Genomic DNA, 17,080 nt, shown 5'->3' on the forward strand with positions numbered 1-17,080 from the left:
CAGATTGTCTGATTAATTGTTAAAGAGCAGGCCACCTTAAAATTTGATATTCTCGGTCAGCCGGGCTGCGTATATTACGCTTTTTGCCCGCAGAGTCAAGCGCTTATTTGCGCTCCCCTGCCCAACCTCACACGTTTTCTCAGCGTTGTGTCGGTCAGTGGTGGCGCATTATAGGGCGTTCTTCGGCGCTGGCAAGTGTTTATTTGAAAAAAGTTAACGACCGCGGTTTTTTTCCACAAAATGATGACATAAGGAACAAAAAAACCTATTTTTTGATATCTTTAATCGCTTTAGGCAAGTCTACCAAGCTATTTATTACCAAATCAGCTGCTTGTTCAGCTTCATTAGTAACTAGTTTACCTGTACGAACTAATACCTTAGTACCAACTTTTGCTGTCGTCGCTGCTTGCATATCTTCCAGTTTATCACCAACCATATAAGAAGCAGCCATATCGATACTTAGCTCTTTTTGTGCTTCCAGAAGCATACCTGGTTGTGGCTTACGGCAATCACAACCCTTCTTATATTGTCCTTCAGTCGCATCTGGATGATGAGGACAATAATAGATGCCGTCCAAATCTACCCCACGGTCTGCCAATGACCAATCCATCCATTCTGTCAGTTGCAAAAATTGCTCTTCATTGAAAATGCCACGAGCAATCCCCGACTGGTTTGTAACTAATACCAGTGCATATCCCATCTTTTTCAATTCAATCATGGCTTCAATAACACCATCAATAAATTGAAAATCATCTATTTCATGTACATAACCATGATCGATATTTATTGTTCCGTCACGATCTAAAAATACGGCAGGAATACTTTGTGTCACCCGATTGCTCCAAGAATGTAAGAAGGCTTCAGTATCGCATGATTTAGTCATGAATGAGAATGCAGCAATTAATTTATTCCCGGTTGACTTAGACGTCTAGACACCTTAACATCCGATTCAACAGGTGGTTTGTTTTCTCAAAAATGTTTAAGCTATCAATTCTCAAAATTTTTATAAAAACAAATAAGAATAAAAATGATAAAACTATTTCATATCAATAAAGTATTTCAGCAGGGTGCCCGTTCTATCAACGCGCTTTCAGATATCAGCCTGCATGTTCCGCAGGGGCAAATTTATGGTGTTATTGGTTCATCTGGCGCAGGTAAAAGTACACTGATTCGCTGTGTGAATATGCTTGAGCGTCCAACTTCTGGACAAGTACTGGTTGATGGTCAAGATCTAACTATCTTATCTAATAGTGACTTAACCCGTGCACGTCGTCGAATTGGCATGATTTTCCAGCATTTCAACTTGCTATCTTCGAGAACAGTGTTTGGCAACATAGCCTTACCTTTAGAATTGGACAACATTCCAAAGGCTGAAATCAAAAAGCGGGTAGACGAGTTATTGGAACTTGTTGGTCTTGCAGATAAACATGATACCTATCCAGCAAATCTCTCTGGCGGACAGAAGCAACGTGTTGCTATTGCCCGTGCTCTAGCTAATTCACCTAAAATACTTTTATGTGATGAAGCAACCAGTGCTCTTGATCCGGCAACAACTCGTTCTATTCTAGAATTATTGAAAGATATTAATCGCCGTCTGGGACTAACCATTCTGTTAATTACACATGAAATGGACGTTGTCAAACGTATTTGTGACCAAGTAGCCGTTATCAGTGGTGGGCAACTAATTGAACAAGACATTGTTAGTGAAGTGTTCTCTCATCCCAAAACACCTATTGCGCAGGCATTTATTCAGTCAACTTTACATCTGGATATCCCTGAAGATTATGTACAAAAAATGCAAAGCCACCCAGCATCAGATCTTAGCCCATTACTGAAATTAGAGTTCACAGGTCAGTCTGTAGACGCACCACTGATTTCAATGGCAGTACGTCGTTTTAATATCGATATGAACATATTAAGTTCTCAAATCGACTATGCTGGTGGCGTTAAATTTGGCGTGATGTTAGCTGAATTACACGGTGAAAATGGCGGCATTGAATCAACAATTAAGTTCTTACAAGATCATCATGTGAAAGTAGAGGTTCTCGGTTATGTCTGAAGGAATGATTTTATTACTGGCTAAAGGCGTCTGGGAAACTCTGGTAATGACTTTTGTTTCTGGCTTCTTTGGCTTTATTATCGGGCTGCCGGTCGGTGTATTACTATATGTCACCCGTCCTGGTCAGATTATGGAAAACAGTAAACTCTATCGTTTTCTTTCCGCGATAGTTAATATTTTCCGCTCTATCCCATTTATTATTTTACTGGTTTGGATGATTCCTTTTACTAGATTAATTGTGGGAACATCTATCGGCTTACAAGCGGCTATTGTTCCATTAACTATAGGTGCTGCGCCATTTATTGCTCGTATGGTGGAAAATGCTTTATTAGAAATTCCATCAGGATTAATTGAAGCAGCCAGAGCAATGGGCGCAACTCCGTTCCAGATTGTGAAGAAAATTCTGTTACCTGAAGCATTACCAGGTTTGCTCAATGCAGCCACAATTACTCTGATCACTTTAGTAGGTTATTCCGCAATGGGAGGTGCTGTAGGTGCAGGCGGTTTAGGTCAAATTGGCTACCAGTATGGTTATATCGGCTATAACGCAACAGTAATGAATATCGTATTAGTGCTACTGGTTATTTTAGTTTACTTAATTCAATTAAGTGGTGACCGTTTAGTTAAAGCCACAACACGTAAATGATAAAATTATGTTAATAACAGCACCGGCATAGGTGTTAATAAATCAGCATTCAATAGGGGTAAAGTATGTCTGTTAAATTAAGAATCATCGCAACCATCAGCGCCCTTTTAGGTTCATTAATTCTGGCTGGTTGTGGTCAAGAAAAACAAGATCCAAATCATATTAAAGTAGGTGTTATCGTTGGTGCAGAGCAAGAAGTTGCTGAGATTGCGAAAAAAGTAGCTAAAGATAAATATGGTCTTGATGTAGAGCTGGTAACTTTTAATGACTTTGTACTACCAAACGAAGCACTGAGCAAAGGTGATATTGATCTAAATGCATACCAGCACAAGCCTTATCTGGATCAACAAATCAAAGATCGTAGTTATAAGCTAGTCACTGTTGGCAATTCTTTTGTTTATCCAATTGCTGGTTATTCCAAAAAAATCAAGTCACTAGATGAATTGCAGGATGGTTCTCAAATTGCACTACCAAATGATCCAACGAACTTAGGCCGTTCTTTATTGTTATTACAGAAGCAAGACTTAATCAAACTGAAAGATGGCGTAGGTTTATTGCCAACAGTTTTAGACGTCGTTGAAAATCCTAAAAATCTAAAATTAGTTGAACTGGAAGCACCTCAATTGCCTCGTTCACTTGATGATCAAAAAATTGCTCTGGCAATTATTAATACGACATATGCAAGTCAGATCAGTCTGACCCCGGCAAAAGATGGCTTATTTGTTGAAGATAAAGATTCTCCATATGTGAACCTGCTTGTTAGCCGTGAAGATAATAAAGATGCCGAAAATGTAAAAAAATTCGTTAAAGCCTATCAATCTGACGAAGTTGACGAAGCTGCCAATAAGATCTTTAATGGTGGTGCAGTGAAAGGCTGGTAATCTTTCATATTACTCTCACCAATATTAGAATAATCAGGCGGGCAAATTGTCCGCCTGATATGTTATGACATCATGTTTTCGATACTTTTTTATTAACCTGATCGATTAACTTAACTCTAATTGTCATAATTCAAGGAGTTATTAATGCGTCGGCTACTTGTCCCTTTATTAGTACTGTTCATAGCAGGATGCTCAATGCAACAGACAACTTTTACTGATTCTTCCCAATTATCGGATATGAGACTCAAAAGACTACCAACCAGCGAAACAAGGAACCTCTCTTCATCTGTAAAGTTATATACCAAGAGTGAAGAATTATTAGGTACCCCATTTAAAGATTTAGGGATTGTCACTGGTCAATCATGCCGTAGCTCGTTACAAGACCCACCAGCTAATATCACCATAGCGCGTAACAAGATGATAACAAAGGCTACTTATTTGAATGCTAACGCTGTTTTATTACATCAATGCGAGATGTTATCAGGCCAAGGATGCTATCAGATAGCAATATGTGAAGGCTCAGCCCTGCTTATTACTCAATGACTGACTTTCATTTCACACAAATAGGGATTATTCACTCCCCTTATAAAGAGAAATTTGCTGTTCCCCGCCAACCAGGTCTTATTAAAGATGGTGGAGGGAAATTAGTACTTCTTCCGCCCTATAATCAACCAGATGCAGTTCGCGGTTTGGAACAATTTAGTCATCTATGGATTATTTTCGTTTTCCACCAAACAATGGAAGGCGGCTGGAAACCAATGGTGCGTCCTCCCCGTTTGGGTGGCAATGCAAAAATGGGTGTATTCGCAACTCGTTCAACTTTCCGACCGAATCCAATTGGTATGTCTCTGATTGAGCTTAAAGGAGTCGAATGCAGGACAGGTAGCGTTACTCTAGAGCTGGGTAGCATGGATTTAGTTGACGGTACCCCTGTTATTGATATCAAGCCCTATCTACCCTTCGCGGAATGTCAGCCACATGCAATAGCAGGTTTTGCTCAGGAAGCGCCTTCAGCCGGTATGGAAGTAATATTTTCACCTGCCGCCGAACAGCAGCTTATCTTGATCCAAAACACTTACCCGAATTTACGCCGATTTATCAGTCAGGTTCTAGCCCAAGACCCTCGCCCTGCTTACCGTAGAGGAGAATCAGAAAATCGGGAATATGCTGTTCATTTACTGAATTTCAATGTGCGTTGGAGAGTTTACGACACACTAACCGAAGTGGTTTCCATAGAACCCCGCTAAAAATCAATATATACCCTTTTGGCATCTTGAACTCACTGGTAGACTAAAGGCTTATTTTCACTATTTTATTGGCTGGCAAATTTCTGCCAGCCGGAAGCAATTTGCTGCTCTAATGGAACCCTAATAATGCGTACTAGCCAATATCTGCTCTCTACATTAAAAGAGACTCCCGCCGATGCAGAAGTTGTCAGCCATAAACTGATGCTTCGTGCGGGCATGATCCGTAAGCTCGCTTCTGGCCTATATAATTGGATGCCTACAGGTATCCGCGTACTAAAAAAAGTCGAAAAAATTGTTCGTGAAGAAATGAACAATGCTGGAGCGATTGAGATATCTATGCCCGTAGTGCAGCCGGCAGATTTATGGCAGGAAAGTGGTCGCTGGGAACAATACGGCCCGGAGTTGCTGCGTTTTGCTGATCGAGGGGATCGCCCTTTTGTACTGGGTCCAACCCATGAAGAAGTTGTCACTGATCTAATCCGCAATGAAGTCAGTTCATATAAACAGTTACCACTAACTTTGTTCCAAATCCAGACTAAATTCCGCGACGAAGTTCGACCTCGTTTTGGCGTAATGCGCTCGCGTGAATTCCTGATGAAAGATGCTTACTCTTTCCATGCTACTCAGGAATCATTACAAGAAACTTACGACAACATGTACGAAGCTTACAGCAAAATCTTTACCCGTATCGGTTTGGATTTCCGTGCTGTCCTGGCTGATACCGGTTCTATCGGCGGTAGTGCTTCCCATGAATTTCAGGTCCTGGCTGCCAGTGGGGAAGACGATATCGTTTTCTCAACAGAATCTAATTATGCAGCTAATATTGAATTGGCTGAAGCTATTGCTCCTGCTTATGATCGCGCAACACCCGCAGAAGATATGCATCTGGTTGATACCCCGAATGCAAAAACAATTGCTGAACTCATTGAACAATTCAATCTGCCAATTGAGAAAACCATTAAAACTCTGATAGTCCACGCAGCAGAAAGTACAGACCATAAATTAATTGCCTTACTGGTTCGTGGCGACCATGAACTCAATGAAATCAAAGCCGAGAAATTATCTTTGGTTGCCAGCCCTCTAACTTTTGCCACAGAAGAAGAGATTCGTACAATTGTCGGAGCAGGCCCTGGTTCACTAGGACCCGTCAATCTGCCAATGCCCATTATCATCGACCGCAGTGTAGCAGTGATGAGTGACTTTGGTGCCGGTGCTAATATTGATGACAAGCACTATTTCGGTATCAACTGGGAACGTGATCTACCAACACCAGAAGTTACTGATATCCGTAATGTTGTTGAAGGTGATGTCAGCCCTGATGGTAAAGGTACATTGCTCATCAAACGAGGTATTGAAGTTGGTCATATATTCCAGCTTGGTACCAAATATTCGGATGCAATGAAAGCAACTGTTCAAGGTGAAGATGGTCACAACCAGATCGTCACTATGGGTTGCTATGGTATTGGTGTTACCCGTATTGTCGCAGCAGCGATTGAACAGAATCACGATGACTGCGGTATCATCTGGCCTGATGCAATTGCGCCATTCCAGGTTGCTATTTTGCCAATGAATATGCACAAATCATATCGTGTGAAAGAAATCGCAGAGAAATTGTATGCTGATCTGCGCGCCTGTGGTATTGACGTTATTTTTGATGACCGCAAAGAACGGCCAGGCGTGATGTTCGCTGATATGGAACTTATCGGCGTACCACATACGATAGTTATTGGCGACCGTAATCTGGATAATGGCGAAGTAGAATATAAATATCGTCGCAATGATGAAAAACAGATGCTAAAACTAGATAGTGTTGTTGATTATTTGAAGCAACAACTTGGTTTTATTAATTAAAGTTATTACACCAACTCATTGAGCTGTATGGTGATAATGGTCAGATCGTTAAGATGCCATAACCATTATCACCATCAATACTAAACCCTGAATTATTTCTTCGTATTACAAGATTTCGATTTATCGAAATGGATTTTACCCGTCTGAATCAAAGCAGGATCAAATTGCCCATCTTCCATTGAAGGTCTCACGCTGTAATAACCTTCAACTTCAACATAAACTGGTGTTCCCCCTTCTACACCAACTTGATGATAACCTCGCTCCAAATCCAAACTTTCCGTTACGGCATACTGCTTACCTGTATTACAATCAGTAAATGAAGCTGCATCAGCCATATAACTGTATTCACCAACCAGTTTCTTCGGTGTTACCCGTTTCAGCTCATAGTTGAATTGTGATTCAATTGGATTGCCTTCAATATCTAGCATCACCAAGTTTCCACCTTTCAGCAGATAGTAATATTTCTGATCATCTGATTTTGTCAGGCGAATTTTTTCCCCGTCTTTCACCCATTGACCAGATTCAAAGAATGACGAGTCACCATCACGAGTATCAAGATAAGTTTGTTCCAGAATATAACTCCCATCACCATCCAATAGCAGTGTGGTATCAATACCAGAACAATCAGCACAAGGAAGAACCCCCTGAAAAGTCTGATCTACTGGTTGTGAACTCGTTTGTTGTGGCAAGTTACTTTTACATCCCATCAAAGTACATACGCCCACAGCGATTAGCGCTGTTAAAAATTTTTTATTCACATTTATCTCCAAACAGTATAGTGGGCTTTGTGAGCCGCCTTTTTAAGGACATTACTCAATAATCTGATTTTAATACCTTTGTCCAGAACTTACTGTGAAATCAAACTTTTATTTATTTACTGTTCAAGGAAAACAACCAAAGTTATTCATTAATCACGACTGATTTCCTGTGCTATAGTCATTAATAGTGCTTTTGAGTTACAATTTTAACAACCACAGGCGGCAATAACCGCCACTAACCATAGTGGTGAGCAAATATGTCTATAAATACTGAATATCAACCAATTAACTGTGACGACTATGACAATCTTGAGTTGGCTTGCCAACATCAACTCCACCTACACATAAAGTTGCGGGGTGGTGAAGTTATTGAAGGAAAAGCCTGTGATTTGGTTTTAAAGAAAAAAATTGAATACCTGATAATCGAAACAGAAGACAACCCCCGTGAATTACGGTTGGATTATATTGCTAGTTTTAGTAACCCTAAAATTGGTACTGTTATTATTGAACACTCCGAATCCTGAATACAAAAGAGCCGCTAAAGGCGGCTTAACTTCTTATTTTAACAGCGTTTTATTCCAGTTAATTGTCAATGTTTCCTGCCCTTCTGCTACTTCGCTTTCTTTAGTGACAAAAATACCCAATGCAGCCATCAATTGTTCATTGTAATAAAGCAGTGGAATTCGCTCTCTAAGCCACGGAGCAACTCCAAACTCCTGCCACAATTTTTTACTGTGCCGAGAGTGTTGACGGCCCACAATACTCATCATTCCCTGAACGCCAAAACGGATAGTCACCCGCTCATTATCAGTTGGAGTCCTGACTTTAATACCGCAATCAGAAATATTTAGTTTTCCTAAGCTATCCGGTAATACCAAAGTGTTACAAATATCCCATTCAAGAATAATATCTCTCAAAGGTTGCAATTGAGGAACCAGCCAAAGTTTTTGCTTATAACGGCGTACATCATGCTGACAAAATTGTAACCGTGGCTCAGCATCAATACGGGCAATAGCCACCTCATACCAGAGTCTATGAAGCTGCTCTCGCGAAGGCATTTTCATGCCATGATAACCAAACCAACGACGCAACAAAGCATTTCGTTTTGCTTCTGAATACCCATCCAAAGGCGAAATAGCCAGAGCACCATCCTGAGTTATCAATTTTTTCAGCGATTCATTCAATAACTCATCAAGAAGCAGCTCTTGCTCACCACATAAATTTGCACTACGTGCAACAGACTGTGGAAAATGCGGCCAGCGTTGATTCAGTAACGGCATAATATGTAAGCGCAGAAAATTTCGATCATAGCGATCATCTTGATTACTGTCGTCTTCAATCCAAGTTAGACAGTGTTCACTGGCATATATTTCTAGTTCATTCCGGCTATAACCAAGTAACGGGCGTAACAATAATGTATCTGCAAATACGGCGATTGGAGGCATAGAAGCAAGACCAGCCGGACCACTACCACGCTTTAATGCCAATAAAAAAGTTTCTGCCTGATCATCAAGATGCTGGGCCGTTACCAGAACTTCATCTTTTTGTAATTCATGCTTAAATACCTGGTATCGGGCATCACGAGCAGCAGCTTCAATACCCTTTTGGCGCGCATCTATCGTTACCCTTTCAGAAAAAAATTCAACCTGCCAGTCATCACAGATCTGTTGGCAATATTTAACCCACTGATCTGCTTTTATGTTTAAACCATGGTGAATATGGATTGCTCTTAGTTGAACATCCTGATTGTACTGATTACGCCAATTAACCAGCAAATGAAGCAAAACTGAGGAGTCTAACCCACCACTGAACCCAACCAAGATTTTCTTATGTTTACCAAGCTGCTTAGCCAAAGTGACAAATAGCCGCTCATCAATGTTTGTCATTACAGATTCAAAAATCCCTTAGCTTGTAACAATTTGAATTGATTATCATTAAGAATAAAAAATGGCAAAAAAGCAGAAACAGTAAGGGATAAAGGCGACTGAAATTCATCACTTGCATCCCTTATTAAATAATTAATTCAGATATCAACAATAACCATATTGCATCAGACGCTGATATCGGCGCTTGATCAATTCTTCAGAGGCCAAATGATCAAGATCGGCCAGATCAATCAACAACTGAGCCTTCAATGATGCTGATACTGCTTCGTAATCACGATGCGCACCACCTAATGGTTCCTGGATCACAGTATCGATTAATTCCAGCTCTTTCAAACGAGGGGCGGTAATTCCCATCGCTTCCGCCGCAAGAGGTGCTTTCTCTGCACTTTTCCACAAAATTGAAGCGCAGCCTTCCGGAGAGATAACAGAATAGGTGCTGTATTGCAGCATATTCACTTTATCACCAACGCCAATCGCCAACGCACCACCGGAACCGCCTTCACCAATTACGGTACAAATAACAGGCACAGACAAACGGGACATTTCAAGAAGGTTGCGAGCAATAGCCTCAGACTGACCGCGTTCTTCTGCACCAACCCCCGGATATGCGCCTGGAGTATCAATGAAAGTGATAATTGGCAGTTTAAAACGTTCTGCCATTTCCATCAGACGTAAAGCCTTGCGATAGCCTTCTGGTGCTGGCATACCGAAATTACGGCGAATTTTTTCTTTAGTTTCACGGCCTTTTTGATGACCAATAATCATCACAGGTCGCCCATCAATACGAGCCAGACCACCAACAATCGCTTTGTCATCAGCATAAGCGCGATCACCCGCTAACTCTTCAAAATCAGTAAAAATATGCTGAATATAGTCTAACGTATACGGGCGACGCGGGTGACGTGCAAGCTGAGCAATCTGCCAAGCCCCTAAATCTGAAAAAATTTTGCGAGTCAGTTCCAAACTCTTTTCCCGCAAACGTTGTACTTCTTCATCCAGATTTATATCTAATTTTTCATCTTGACGGCTAACTGCGGTTAGCGAATCAATTTTCGCTTCCAGCTCGGCAATCGGCTGTTCAAATTCAAGAAAATTCAGACTCATAACATTCCTATTTTAGTCAAATTCTAATTCTACCTGCTCATTACCCAGCAGAGTTCGCAGATCTGTCAGAAGGTTATCCGTTGGTGTTACCCTCCACGTCGCGCCAAATCTTAAACGAGCGCGGGCGTCTTCCCTCTGGTAATAAAGATGAACCGGTATCGTACCTGAACGATATGGTTCCAATGTGCCACGAAGACGGCTTAACAATTGATTATCAATTTGCCTGTCCGACAGCGAGATAGCAAGCCCACGCGCATATTTTTCACGTGCTTCACTAATATCCATTAATTCACGTGCTGTCATTTTAAGACCGCCATTGAAGTCATCAAAGCTGACCTGCCCCGTAGCTATCAATATTCGGTCCTGTTCCAGCAAATGCCGGTGTCTTTCTAGGGCATCGGAAAATAACATAACTTCCAGGCGACCTGAACGATCATCCAATGTACAAAGACCAATCCGGTTACCTCGCTTGGTTATAATCACTTTGGATGCCAGTACCAAACCTACCACAGTTGTTACTTGACCACGCGGTGTCGGGTTTACATCCTTTAACCGCAGCCCATTAGTATAACGCTCAATTTCTTTTAAATAACGGGTGATCGGGTGCCCAGTTAAATAGAGTCCCAGCGTTTCTCGTTCACCATCAAGAACTACCTGTTCTGGCCATTGGAAAACATTGGCATAAGAGCGTTCAACTTCTTCTGGCGCCTCTGCCAACACGCCAAACATATCAGTCTGACCAATGGCCTCTGCTTTGGCATGTTGATCTGCCGCCTTTAAGGCATCTTCCAAAGAAGACATCAATGCTGCGCGGTGCGGCCCCAGACGGTCAAATGCCCCTGACATGATCAATTTTTCCATCACCCGGCGATTTAATTTCTTGGTATCAACACGGGCACATAAATCAAACAGTTCTCTAAAATAACCATCTTTCTTTCTGGCTTCGATGATCGCTTCAATCGGGCCTTCGCCTACCCCTTTAATCGCACCGATACCATATACGATCTCCCCATCATCGTTAACATGGAAATGATACAGGCCGCTGTTAATATCGGGTGGTAAAATTTTCAGCCCCATGCGCCAGCATTCATCAATCAATCCAACAACTTTTTCTGTATTATCCATATCAGCAGTCATTACCGCAGCCATGAATTCAGCCGGATAATGTGCTTTCAGCCATAAAGTCTGATAAGAAACCAGTGCATACGCAGCAGAGTGAGATTTATTAAATCCATAACCAGCAAACTTCTCTACCAGGTCAAAGATTTTCATTGCCAACTCGCCATCAATACCGAGTTTTTTAGCTCCTTCCTCAAATACGGAACGCTGCTTAGCCATCTCCTCCGGCTTCTTCTTACCCATTGCCCGACGGAGCATATCTGCACCACCGAGAGTATATCCCGCCAGCACCTGAGCAATCTGCATCACTTGTTCCTGATAAAGGATGATGCCGTAAGTTGGCTCCAATACAGGCTGTAAAGATTCGTGCTGCCACTGTATATCTGGGTATGAAATCTCTTCCCGGCCATGTTTGCGATCAATGAAGTTATCAACCATGCCTGATTGCAAAGGACCAGGACGAAACAGTGCCACAAGCGCAATCATATCTTCGAAACAGTCGGGGCGAAGACGTTTGATAAGATCCTTCATACCACGAGATTCAAGTTGGAATACCGCTGTTGTTTCAGCCCGTTGCAGCATATCGAAACTTTTGGTGTCATTTAGTGGAATCGCTGTGATATCAATCAACTCCAGACCTTTCTTCGCTCTGCGTGCGTTGATCATCTCTAACGCCCAGTTGATGATCGTCAGCGTCCTCAATCCGAGGAAGTCGAATTTCACCAACCCAGCATATTCCACATCATTTTTATCAAACTGAGTAACCGGATTCAAACCCTCCGGATCGCAGTAAAGAGGAGCAAAATCAGTGATCTTAGTTGGGGCAATAACTACCCCACCCGCGTGTTTCCCTGCGTTACGGGTGACACCTTCCAATTTACGCGCCATATCTATCAGCGCTTTAACTTCTTCATCCGATTCATAGATTTCGGGAAGTTGTGGCTCTGCGACAAATGCTTTTTCCAGGGTCATTCCCGGATCAAGCGGTATTAATTTAGAAATTCTGTCAACAAACCCATATGGATGCCCCAGCACACGACCAACATCACGAATTACGGCTTTCGCTGCCATCGTACCAAATGTGATGATCTGGGATACAGCATCACGACCATATATATCAGCCACATGATCAATCACCAGATCACGTTTTTCCATGCAGAAATCGACGTCAAAATCAGGCATGGAAACACGTTCGGGGTTAAGGAACCGTTCAAACAGCAGGTCAAACTCCAAAGGATCGAGATCGGTTATTTCCAGAGCATAAGCTACTAAAGAACCCGCACCGGAACCACGCCCTGGACCAACAGGAACACCATTGTCTTTTGACCACTGAATAAATTCCATCACGATCAGGAAGTAGCCAGGGAATCCCATCTGGTTGATAACCCGAAGCTCAACATCAAGTCGCTCATCATATTCAGGGCGTTTTTCTGCCCGTACTTCAGGCTCTGGATAGAGAAACTCCAAGCGCTCTTCCAACCCTTGTTTAGATTTCTCGACCAGATAATCTTCAGTGCTCATTTCTCCTGTCGGAAATTGTGGCAGGAAATATTCACCAAGACGGATAGTGACATTACAACGTTTAGCAATTTCTACACTATTTTCCAGCGCCTCAGGAATATCAGAGAATAGCTCACACATTTCCTGTTCACTACGCAAATATTGCTGAGGACTGTAATTTCTTGGGCGTTTGGGATCAGCCAATGTATAACCATCATGAATCGCTACACGGATTTCATGCGCATCGAAATCTTCTTTATCGATGAAGCAAACATCATTAGTCGCAACAACAGGTAGATTCTTTTCTGTTGCCAATGCAACCGCTGCGTGAAGATAATTTTCTTCATCTGCACGACCAGTACGAATCAGTTCTAGATAATAGCAGTCAGGGAAATGCTCCTGATAAAACTCAAGGCATTGGTCCACCATGACCCGATTACCACGTAACAGGAATTTGCCCACATCCCCCATACGGCCACCAGAAAGCAGGATCAGCCCTTCTTTACGGTTTATCAACCATTCCTGTTTAATTGTTGGACCAGCAGCACCATACCCTTGCTGATAAGCCTCTGATATCAGTAAGGTCAGATTATGATAACCAGTATTATTACGGGCAAGAATGGTCAAGTAAGCGTACTCATCTCCAAGCAGCTCACTTTCCATATAAAAATCAGCACCAATAATCGGTTTTATCCCAGCCCCATGAGCACCACCATAAAATCTCACCAACCCGCATAGGTTAGTAAAATCAGTGATCGCAAAAGTCGGCATGCCTAACTGAGCAACTTTTTTAACTAAAGGCCCAATTTTAGCTAAGCCATCAATCATTGAATAGTCGCTATGGACACGTAAGTGTACAAAACGGGGGTCAGCCATGTATTTGTCCAGATGATTAAGTGATTGTGCTTTACATCGATTTGAGGAATAACTGTATCCAGTTAACAAGCTTACTTAAAGACCAATTGCTCTTTTAACCGGCGCGAAACTTTTACGGTGATGTTTTGTCGCTCCCAGCTGAGCCAACTTTTCTAAATGAAAAGCGGTTGGATAACCTTTATGCTTAGCAAACCCATATTCAGGAAACCGTTGATCGAGTTCAACCATTTCCCGATCCCTAGTTACTTTCGCCACAATAGAAGCGGCACTAATTTCAGCAACCAATCCATCGCCTTTTATAACCGCTTGTGCAGGCATTGGTAATTTAGGGCAACGATTACCATCAATCAGCACATATTCAGGAGAAATAGACAAACCAGCCACAGCTCTTTGCATTGCAAGCATGGTTGCATGCAAGATATTTAATTGATCAATTTCTTCCGGCTCTGCACGCCCCAAGCTCCAGCACAACGCTTTCTCTATGATTTCCCGATACAACTCTTCACGGCGTTTTTCACTGAGTTTTTTAGAATCAGCTAACCCGGCAATCGGGCGAGATGGATCTAAAATAACAGCCGCAGTCACAACCGCACCGACTAATGGGCCTCGGCCAACTTCATCAACTCCGGCAATGAGATTCGCCGGAGGGTATATAAATTCCATCATTTTCCTGCTAATTCTAGTACAGCCTGTGCAGCTTGTTCATCAGCATTACAACGAATGCTTTCGTGCAGATGTAAAAATATCTGTTTCAGTGCTTCAACTTTTTCACTACCTTGTAGTAACGGCAACAATTCATCTGCAAGTTTCTGTGGCTGACATTTTTCCTGCAATAATTCTTTGACCAGTTCTTTACCAGATAACAAGTTAGGTAATGAAACATAAGGTGTTTTTACAAGGTGTTTTGCCAGCCAGAAAGTAAACGGCTTCATCCGGTAACCCACTACCATTGGGCATTTTGCCAGCATACATTCCAAAGCAGCTGTTCCAGATGCCAAAAGTGCAGCATTACTTGCAATCATGATTTCCCGCGCTTTGCCATCCACAAGATGAACATTCAAATCTGGCGCAGTTTCCTGTTTAATTCTCTCAAATTGTTCACGCCGTTTAGCATTCACCAGTGGCACAAGTACATGCAAACCTGGAATTTTTTGCCGTAATAACTGAGCAGTTTTAAGAAAATCAGCACTTAGCATCTCAACTTCAGAATGGCGGCTCCCCGGCAACAAAGCTAAGCAAATAGACTCTTGTGGGATTCCTAGTAGCTCACGCGCTGCTGCTCTATCTGGTTTTAATGGCATAGTATCTGCCATTGTATGTCCAATAAACCGGCAAGGAACATTAAATTTATCGTAAAACGCTTTTTCAAAAGGCAAGAAAGCCAAAACCATATCTGTAGCTTTACCAATTTTGAAAACACGTTTCTGGCGCCAGGCCCATACCGATGGACTGACATAATGAATGGTACGGATGCCCCGCTGTTTTAACCGGCCTTCCAAAGTAATATTAAAATCCGGCGCATCAATACCGACAAACACATCAGGTTTCAGCGCCGTGAAACGGGTTGTCAGATCCTTACGTATCTTCAGCAAACGAGGCAAACGCTCAAGAACTTCGATAATCCCCATTACAGCCAGTTCTTCCATCTCATACCAAGCTTCACAACCTTCAGCTTGCATAAGAGGACCTGCGACGCCAACAAAACGCGCATTGGGCACTTTGGCTTTTAATGCACGGATTAATCCTGCGCCAAGGATATCACCGGAGGTTTCTCCGGCGATTAATCCAATAGTCAGCAGACGCAGACTATCAACAGAAGAAATGGTAGCCAAAGGAGTATCCTTCATCTACTTAACGGATAATACCGCGAGTAGAACTTACTAGAAAATCACTGAAGATTTTTACATGCTGATTGTCTTCAGCCAACTCAGCAATTTCCCGCTGGGCTTCTTCTAAAGTTTTGCCATTACGATACAACAATTTATATGCATTTCTGATTGCATGTAGTGATTCTTTATCAAAACCACGGCGCTTCAGACCTTCAACATTAATGCCAAAAGGTGTTGCATGGTTACCCTGAGCGATAACATATGGCGGAATATCCTGTACCACACCGGAACAACCACCCACCATGGCATGAGAACCAATCTGGCAAAACTGATGAATCGCACTCATACCACCGATGATGACATAATCTCCCAGAATAACATGCCCACCTAAAGTACCATTGTTAGCAATGACACAGCGATCACCGAGAATGCAGTCATGAGCAATATGGGCATTAACCATCAGCAAATTATCATTGCCGATTTTCGTTAAACCGCCACCCTGAACTGTTCCACGATGGATGGTTACATTTTCGCGGATACGATTACGATCACCAATTTCAACCTTGGTTGGTTCACCATGATATTTCAGATCCTGATTCATCTCCCCAACAGAGGCAAACTGAAAGATCTGGTTATCACGGCCAATTTTGGTTATTCCATTGACAACAACATGAGATTTCAGCTCTGTACCTTCGCCAATCTCAACCTGAGAACCAATGCAACAAAATGGGCCAATACGAACATTGGCACCAATAATCGCGCCATCTTCCACAATAGCGCTGGGATGTATATAAGCGGTTTCATCAATCATAGATTAGACCTCACGACGGCGAGCACACATCATTTCTGCTTCGCAAACCACTTCTCCATCGACTTTTGCCACGCCTCTACAGCGAGCAACCCCGCGACGTTCTTTAAGAAACTCTACTTCTAAGATCATTTGATCCCCCGGCACTACCGGACGTTTAAAACGGGCACCATCAATAGCAGCAAAGTAATAGAGTTCATCCGACCCTAGCTTGCCTGCACTCTTAAATGCCAAAATTCCAGTGGCCTGCGCCATAGCTTCAAGGATCAAAACGCCTGGGAAAATCGGTTTGCCCGGGAAATGCCCCTGAAAGAAGGGTTCATTAAAAGATACGTTTTTGACTGCACGTAAGGATTTACCTTCTTCAAAATCAAGAACGCGATCCACCAATAAAAACGGATAACGATGCGGAAGCAAATCCAAAATTTCTTCAATGTGCAGAGTATGATTTTCACTCATCTAAATACTCTTCCTGTCTAAAAAGGACTAATGGTATTAACGACACGGCCCGCTTAA

The 17,080-nt window shown here is 42.3% G+C and carries 16 protein-coding genes; 7 read left to right on the forward strand and 9 right to left on the reverse strand.

Annotated features, from left to right (window positions below; translation table 11 throughout):
* Positions 1 to 265 precede the first annotated feature (265 nt).
* On the reverse strand, positions 266 to 832 hold the full coding sequence (gene gmhB / locus AM629_RS12555; protein WP_054479420.1) for a D-glycero-beta-D-manno-heptose 1,7-bisphosphate 7-phosphatase: 567 nt from the start codon (positions 830 to 832) through the stop codon (positions 266 to 268).
* Positions 833 to 1,027: 195 nt separating this feature from the next.
* On the opposite strand from gmhB, the gene metN reads away from it, so the two are divergent.
* The 6 genes from metN to proS all read left to right on the forward strand — a co-directional run bounded on the left by metN (position 1,028) and on the right by proS (position 6,684).
* The gene (gene metN / locus AM629_RS12560; protein ID WP_054479422.1) at positions 1,028 to 2,059 is read left to right on the forward strand and encodes a methionine ABC transporter ATP-binding protein MetN; all 1,032 of its coding nucleotides are present in this window, start codon (positions 1,028 to 1,030) and stop codon (positions 2,057 to 2,059) included.
* Positions 2,052 to 2,705 carry a methionine ABC transporter permease MetI gene (locus tag AM629_RS12565; RefSeq protein WP_054479424.1) on the forward strand — a complete coding sequence of 218 codons (654 nt, stop codon included), beginning with the start codon at positions 2,052 to 2,054 and terminating at the stop codon, positions 2,703 to 2,705. The genes metN and AM629_RS12565 overlap by 8 nt, the downstream gene beginning before the upstream one ends.
* A gap of 65 nt (positions 2,706 to 2,770) precedes the next feature.
* Positions 2,771 to 3,586 carry a MetQ/NlpA family lipoprotein gene (locus tag AM629_RS12570; RefSeq protein ID WP_054479427.1) on the forward strand — a complete coding sequence of 272 codons (816 nt, stop codon included), beginning with the start codon at positions 2,771 to 2,773 and terminating at the stop codon, positions 3,584 to 3,586.
* Positions 3,587 to 3,730: 144 nt separating this feature from the next.
* A complete protein-coding gene (gene rcsF, locus AM629_RS12575; RefSeq protein WP_054479430.1) occupies positions 3,731 to 4,129 on the forward strand; it encodes an envelope stress sensor lipoprotein RcsF in 399 nt (132 codons plus the stop codon).
* A complete protein-coding gene (tsaA, locus tag AM629_RS12580) occupies positions 4,126 to 4,833 on the forward strand; it encodes a tRNA (N6-threonylcarbamoyladenosine(37)-N6)-methyltransferase TrmO (RefSeq protein ID WP_054479432.1) in 708 nt (235 codons plus the stop codon). The genes rcsF and tsaA overlap by 4 nt, the downstream gene beginning before the upstream one ends.
* A 126-nt stretch (positions 4,834 to 4,959) precedes the next feature.
* Entirely contained in the window at positions 4,960 to 6,684 is a 1,725-nt protein-coding gene (gene proS, locus AM629_RS12585; protein ID WP_054479434.1) for a proline--tRNA ligase, read from the forward strand.
* A 92-nt stretch (positions 6,685 to 6,776) separates the two neighbouring features.
* On the opposite strand, the gene nlpE is transcribed toward proS, so the two are convergent.
* Complete coding sequence (gene nlpE, locus AM629_RS12590) at positions 6,777 to 7,442, reverse strand: envelope stress response activation lipoprotein NlpE (protein ID WP_072161883.1); 666 nt, start codon at positions 7,440 to 7,442, stop codon at positions 6,777 to 6,779.
* A 257-nt stretch (positions 7,443 to 7,699) separates the two neighbouring features.
* Here nlpE and rof point away from each other — a divergent pair, with 257 nt between their 5' ends.
* Positions 7,700 to 7,966 carry a Rho-binding antiterminator gene (gene rof / locus AM629_RS12595; protein WP_054479436.1) on the forward strand — a complete coding sequence of 89 codons (267 nt, stop codon included), beginning with the start codon at positions 7,700 to 7,702 and terminating at the stop codon, positions 7,964 to 7,966.
* Positions 7,967 to 7,999: 33 nt separating this feature from the next.
* Here rof and tilS read toward each other — a convergent pair whose 3' ends face one another.
* From tilS to fabZ, 7 genes are all read right to left on the reverse strand, one after another.
* A complete protein-coding gene (gene tilS, locus AM629_RS12600) occupies positions 8,000 to 9,328 on the reverse strand; it encodes a tRNA lysidine(34) synthetase TilS (protein ID WP_054479437.1) in 1,329 nt (442 codons plus the stop codon).
* 144 nt (positions 9,329 to 9,472) lie between these two features.
* Positions 9,473 to 10,432, reverse strand: coding sequence for an acetyl-CoA carboxylase carboxyl transferase subunit alpha (gene accA / locus AM629_RS12605; RefSeq protein WP_054479439.1), 960 nt, complete (start codon positions 10,430 to 10,432; stop codon positions 9,473 to 9,475).
* A gap of 12 nt (positions 10,433 to 10,444) precedes the next feature.
* Positions 10,445 to 13,927, reverse strand: coding sequence for a DNA polymerase III subunit alpha (gene dnaE / locus AM629_RS12610; RefSeq protein ID WP_054479441.1), 3,483 nt, complete (start codon positions 13,925 to 13,927; stop codon positions 10,445 to 10,447).
* Positions 13,928 to 14,002: 75 nt separating this feature from the next.
* Positions 14,003 to 14,590 carry a ribonuclease HII gene (rnhB, locus tag AM629_RS12615; protein WP_054479443.1) on the reverse strand — a complete coding sequence of 196 codons (588 nt, stop codon included), beginning with the start codon at positions 14,588 to 14,590 and terminating at the stop codon, positions 14,003 to 14,005.
* A complete protein-coding gene (gene lpxB / locus AM629_RS12620; protein ID WP_054479444.1) occupies positions 14,590 to 15,774 on the reverse strand; it encodes a lipid-A-disaccharide synthase in 1,185 nt (394 codons plus the stop codon). The genes rnhB and lpxB overlap by 1 nt, the downstream gene beginning before the upstream one ends.
* 4 nt (positions 15,775 to 15,778) lie before the next feature.
* Positions 15,779 to 16,567 carry an acyl-ACP--UDP-N-acetylglucosamine O-acyltransferase gene (gene lpxA / locus AM629_RS12625; RefSeq protein ID WP_054479446.1) on the reverse strand — a complete coding sequence of 263 codons (789 nt, stop codon included), beginning with the start codon at positions 16,565 to 16,567 and terminating at the stop codon, positions 15,779 to 15,781.
* Positions 16,568 to 16,570: 3 nt separating this feature from the next.
* The gene (gene fabZ, locus AM629_RS12630) at positions 16,571 to 17,023 is read right to left on the reverse strand and encodes a 3-hydroxyacyl-ACP dehydratase FabZ (protein ID WP_054479447.1); all 453 of its coding nucleotides are present in this window, start codon (positions 17,021 to 17,023) and stop codon (positions 16,571 to 16,573) included.
* Positions 17,024 to 17,080: the final 57 nt, after the last annotated feature.

This window comes from Photorhabdus heterorhabditis, from assembly GCF_001280945.1.
In the GTDB taxonomy this organism is placed as follows: domain Bacteria; phylum Pseudomonadota; class Gammaproteobacteria; order Enterobacterales; family Enterobacteriaceae; genus Photorhabdus; species Photorhabdus heterorhabditis.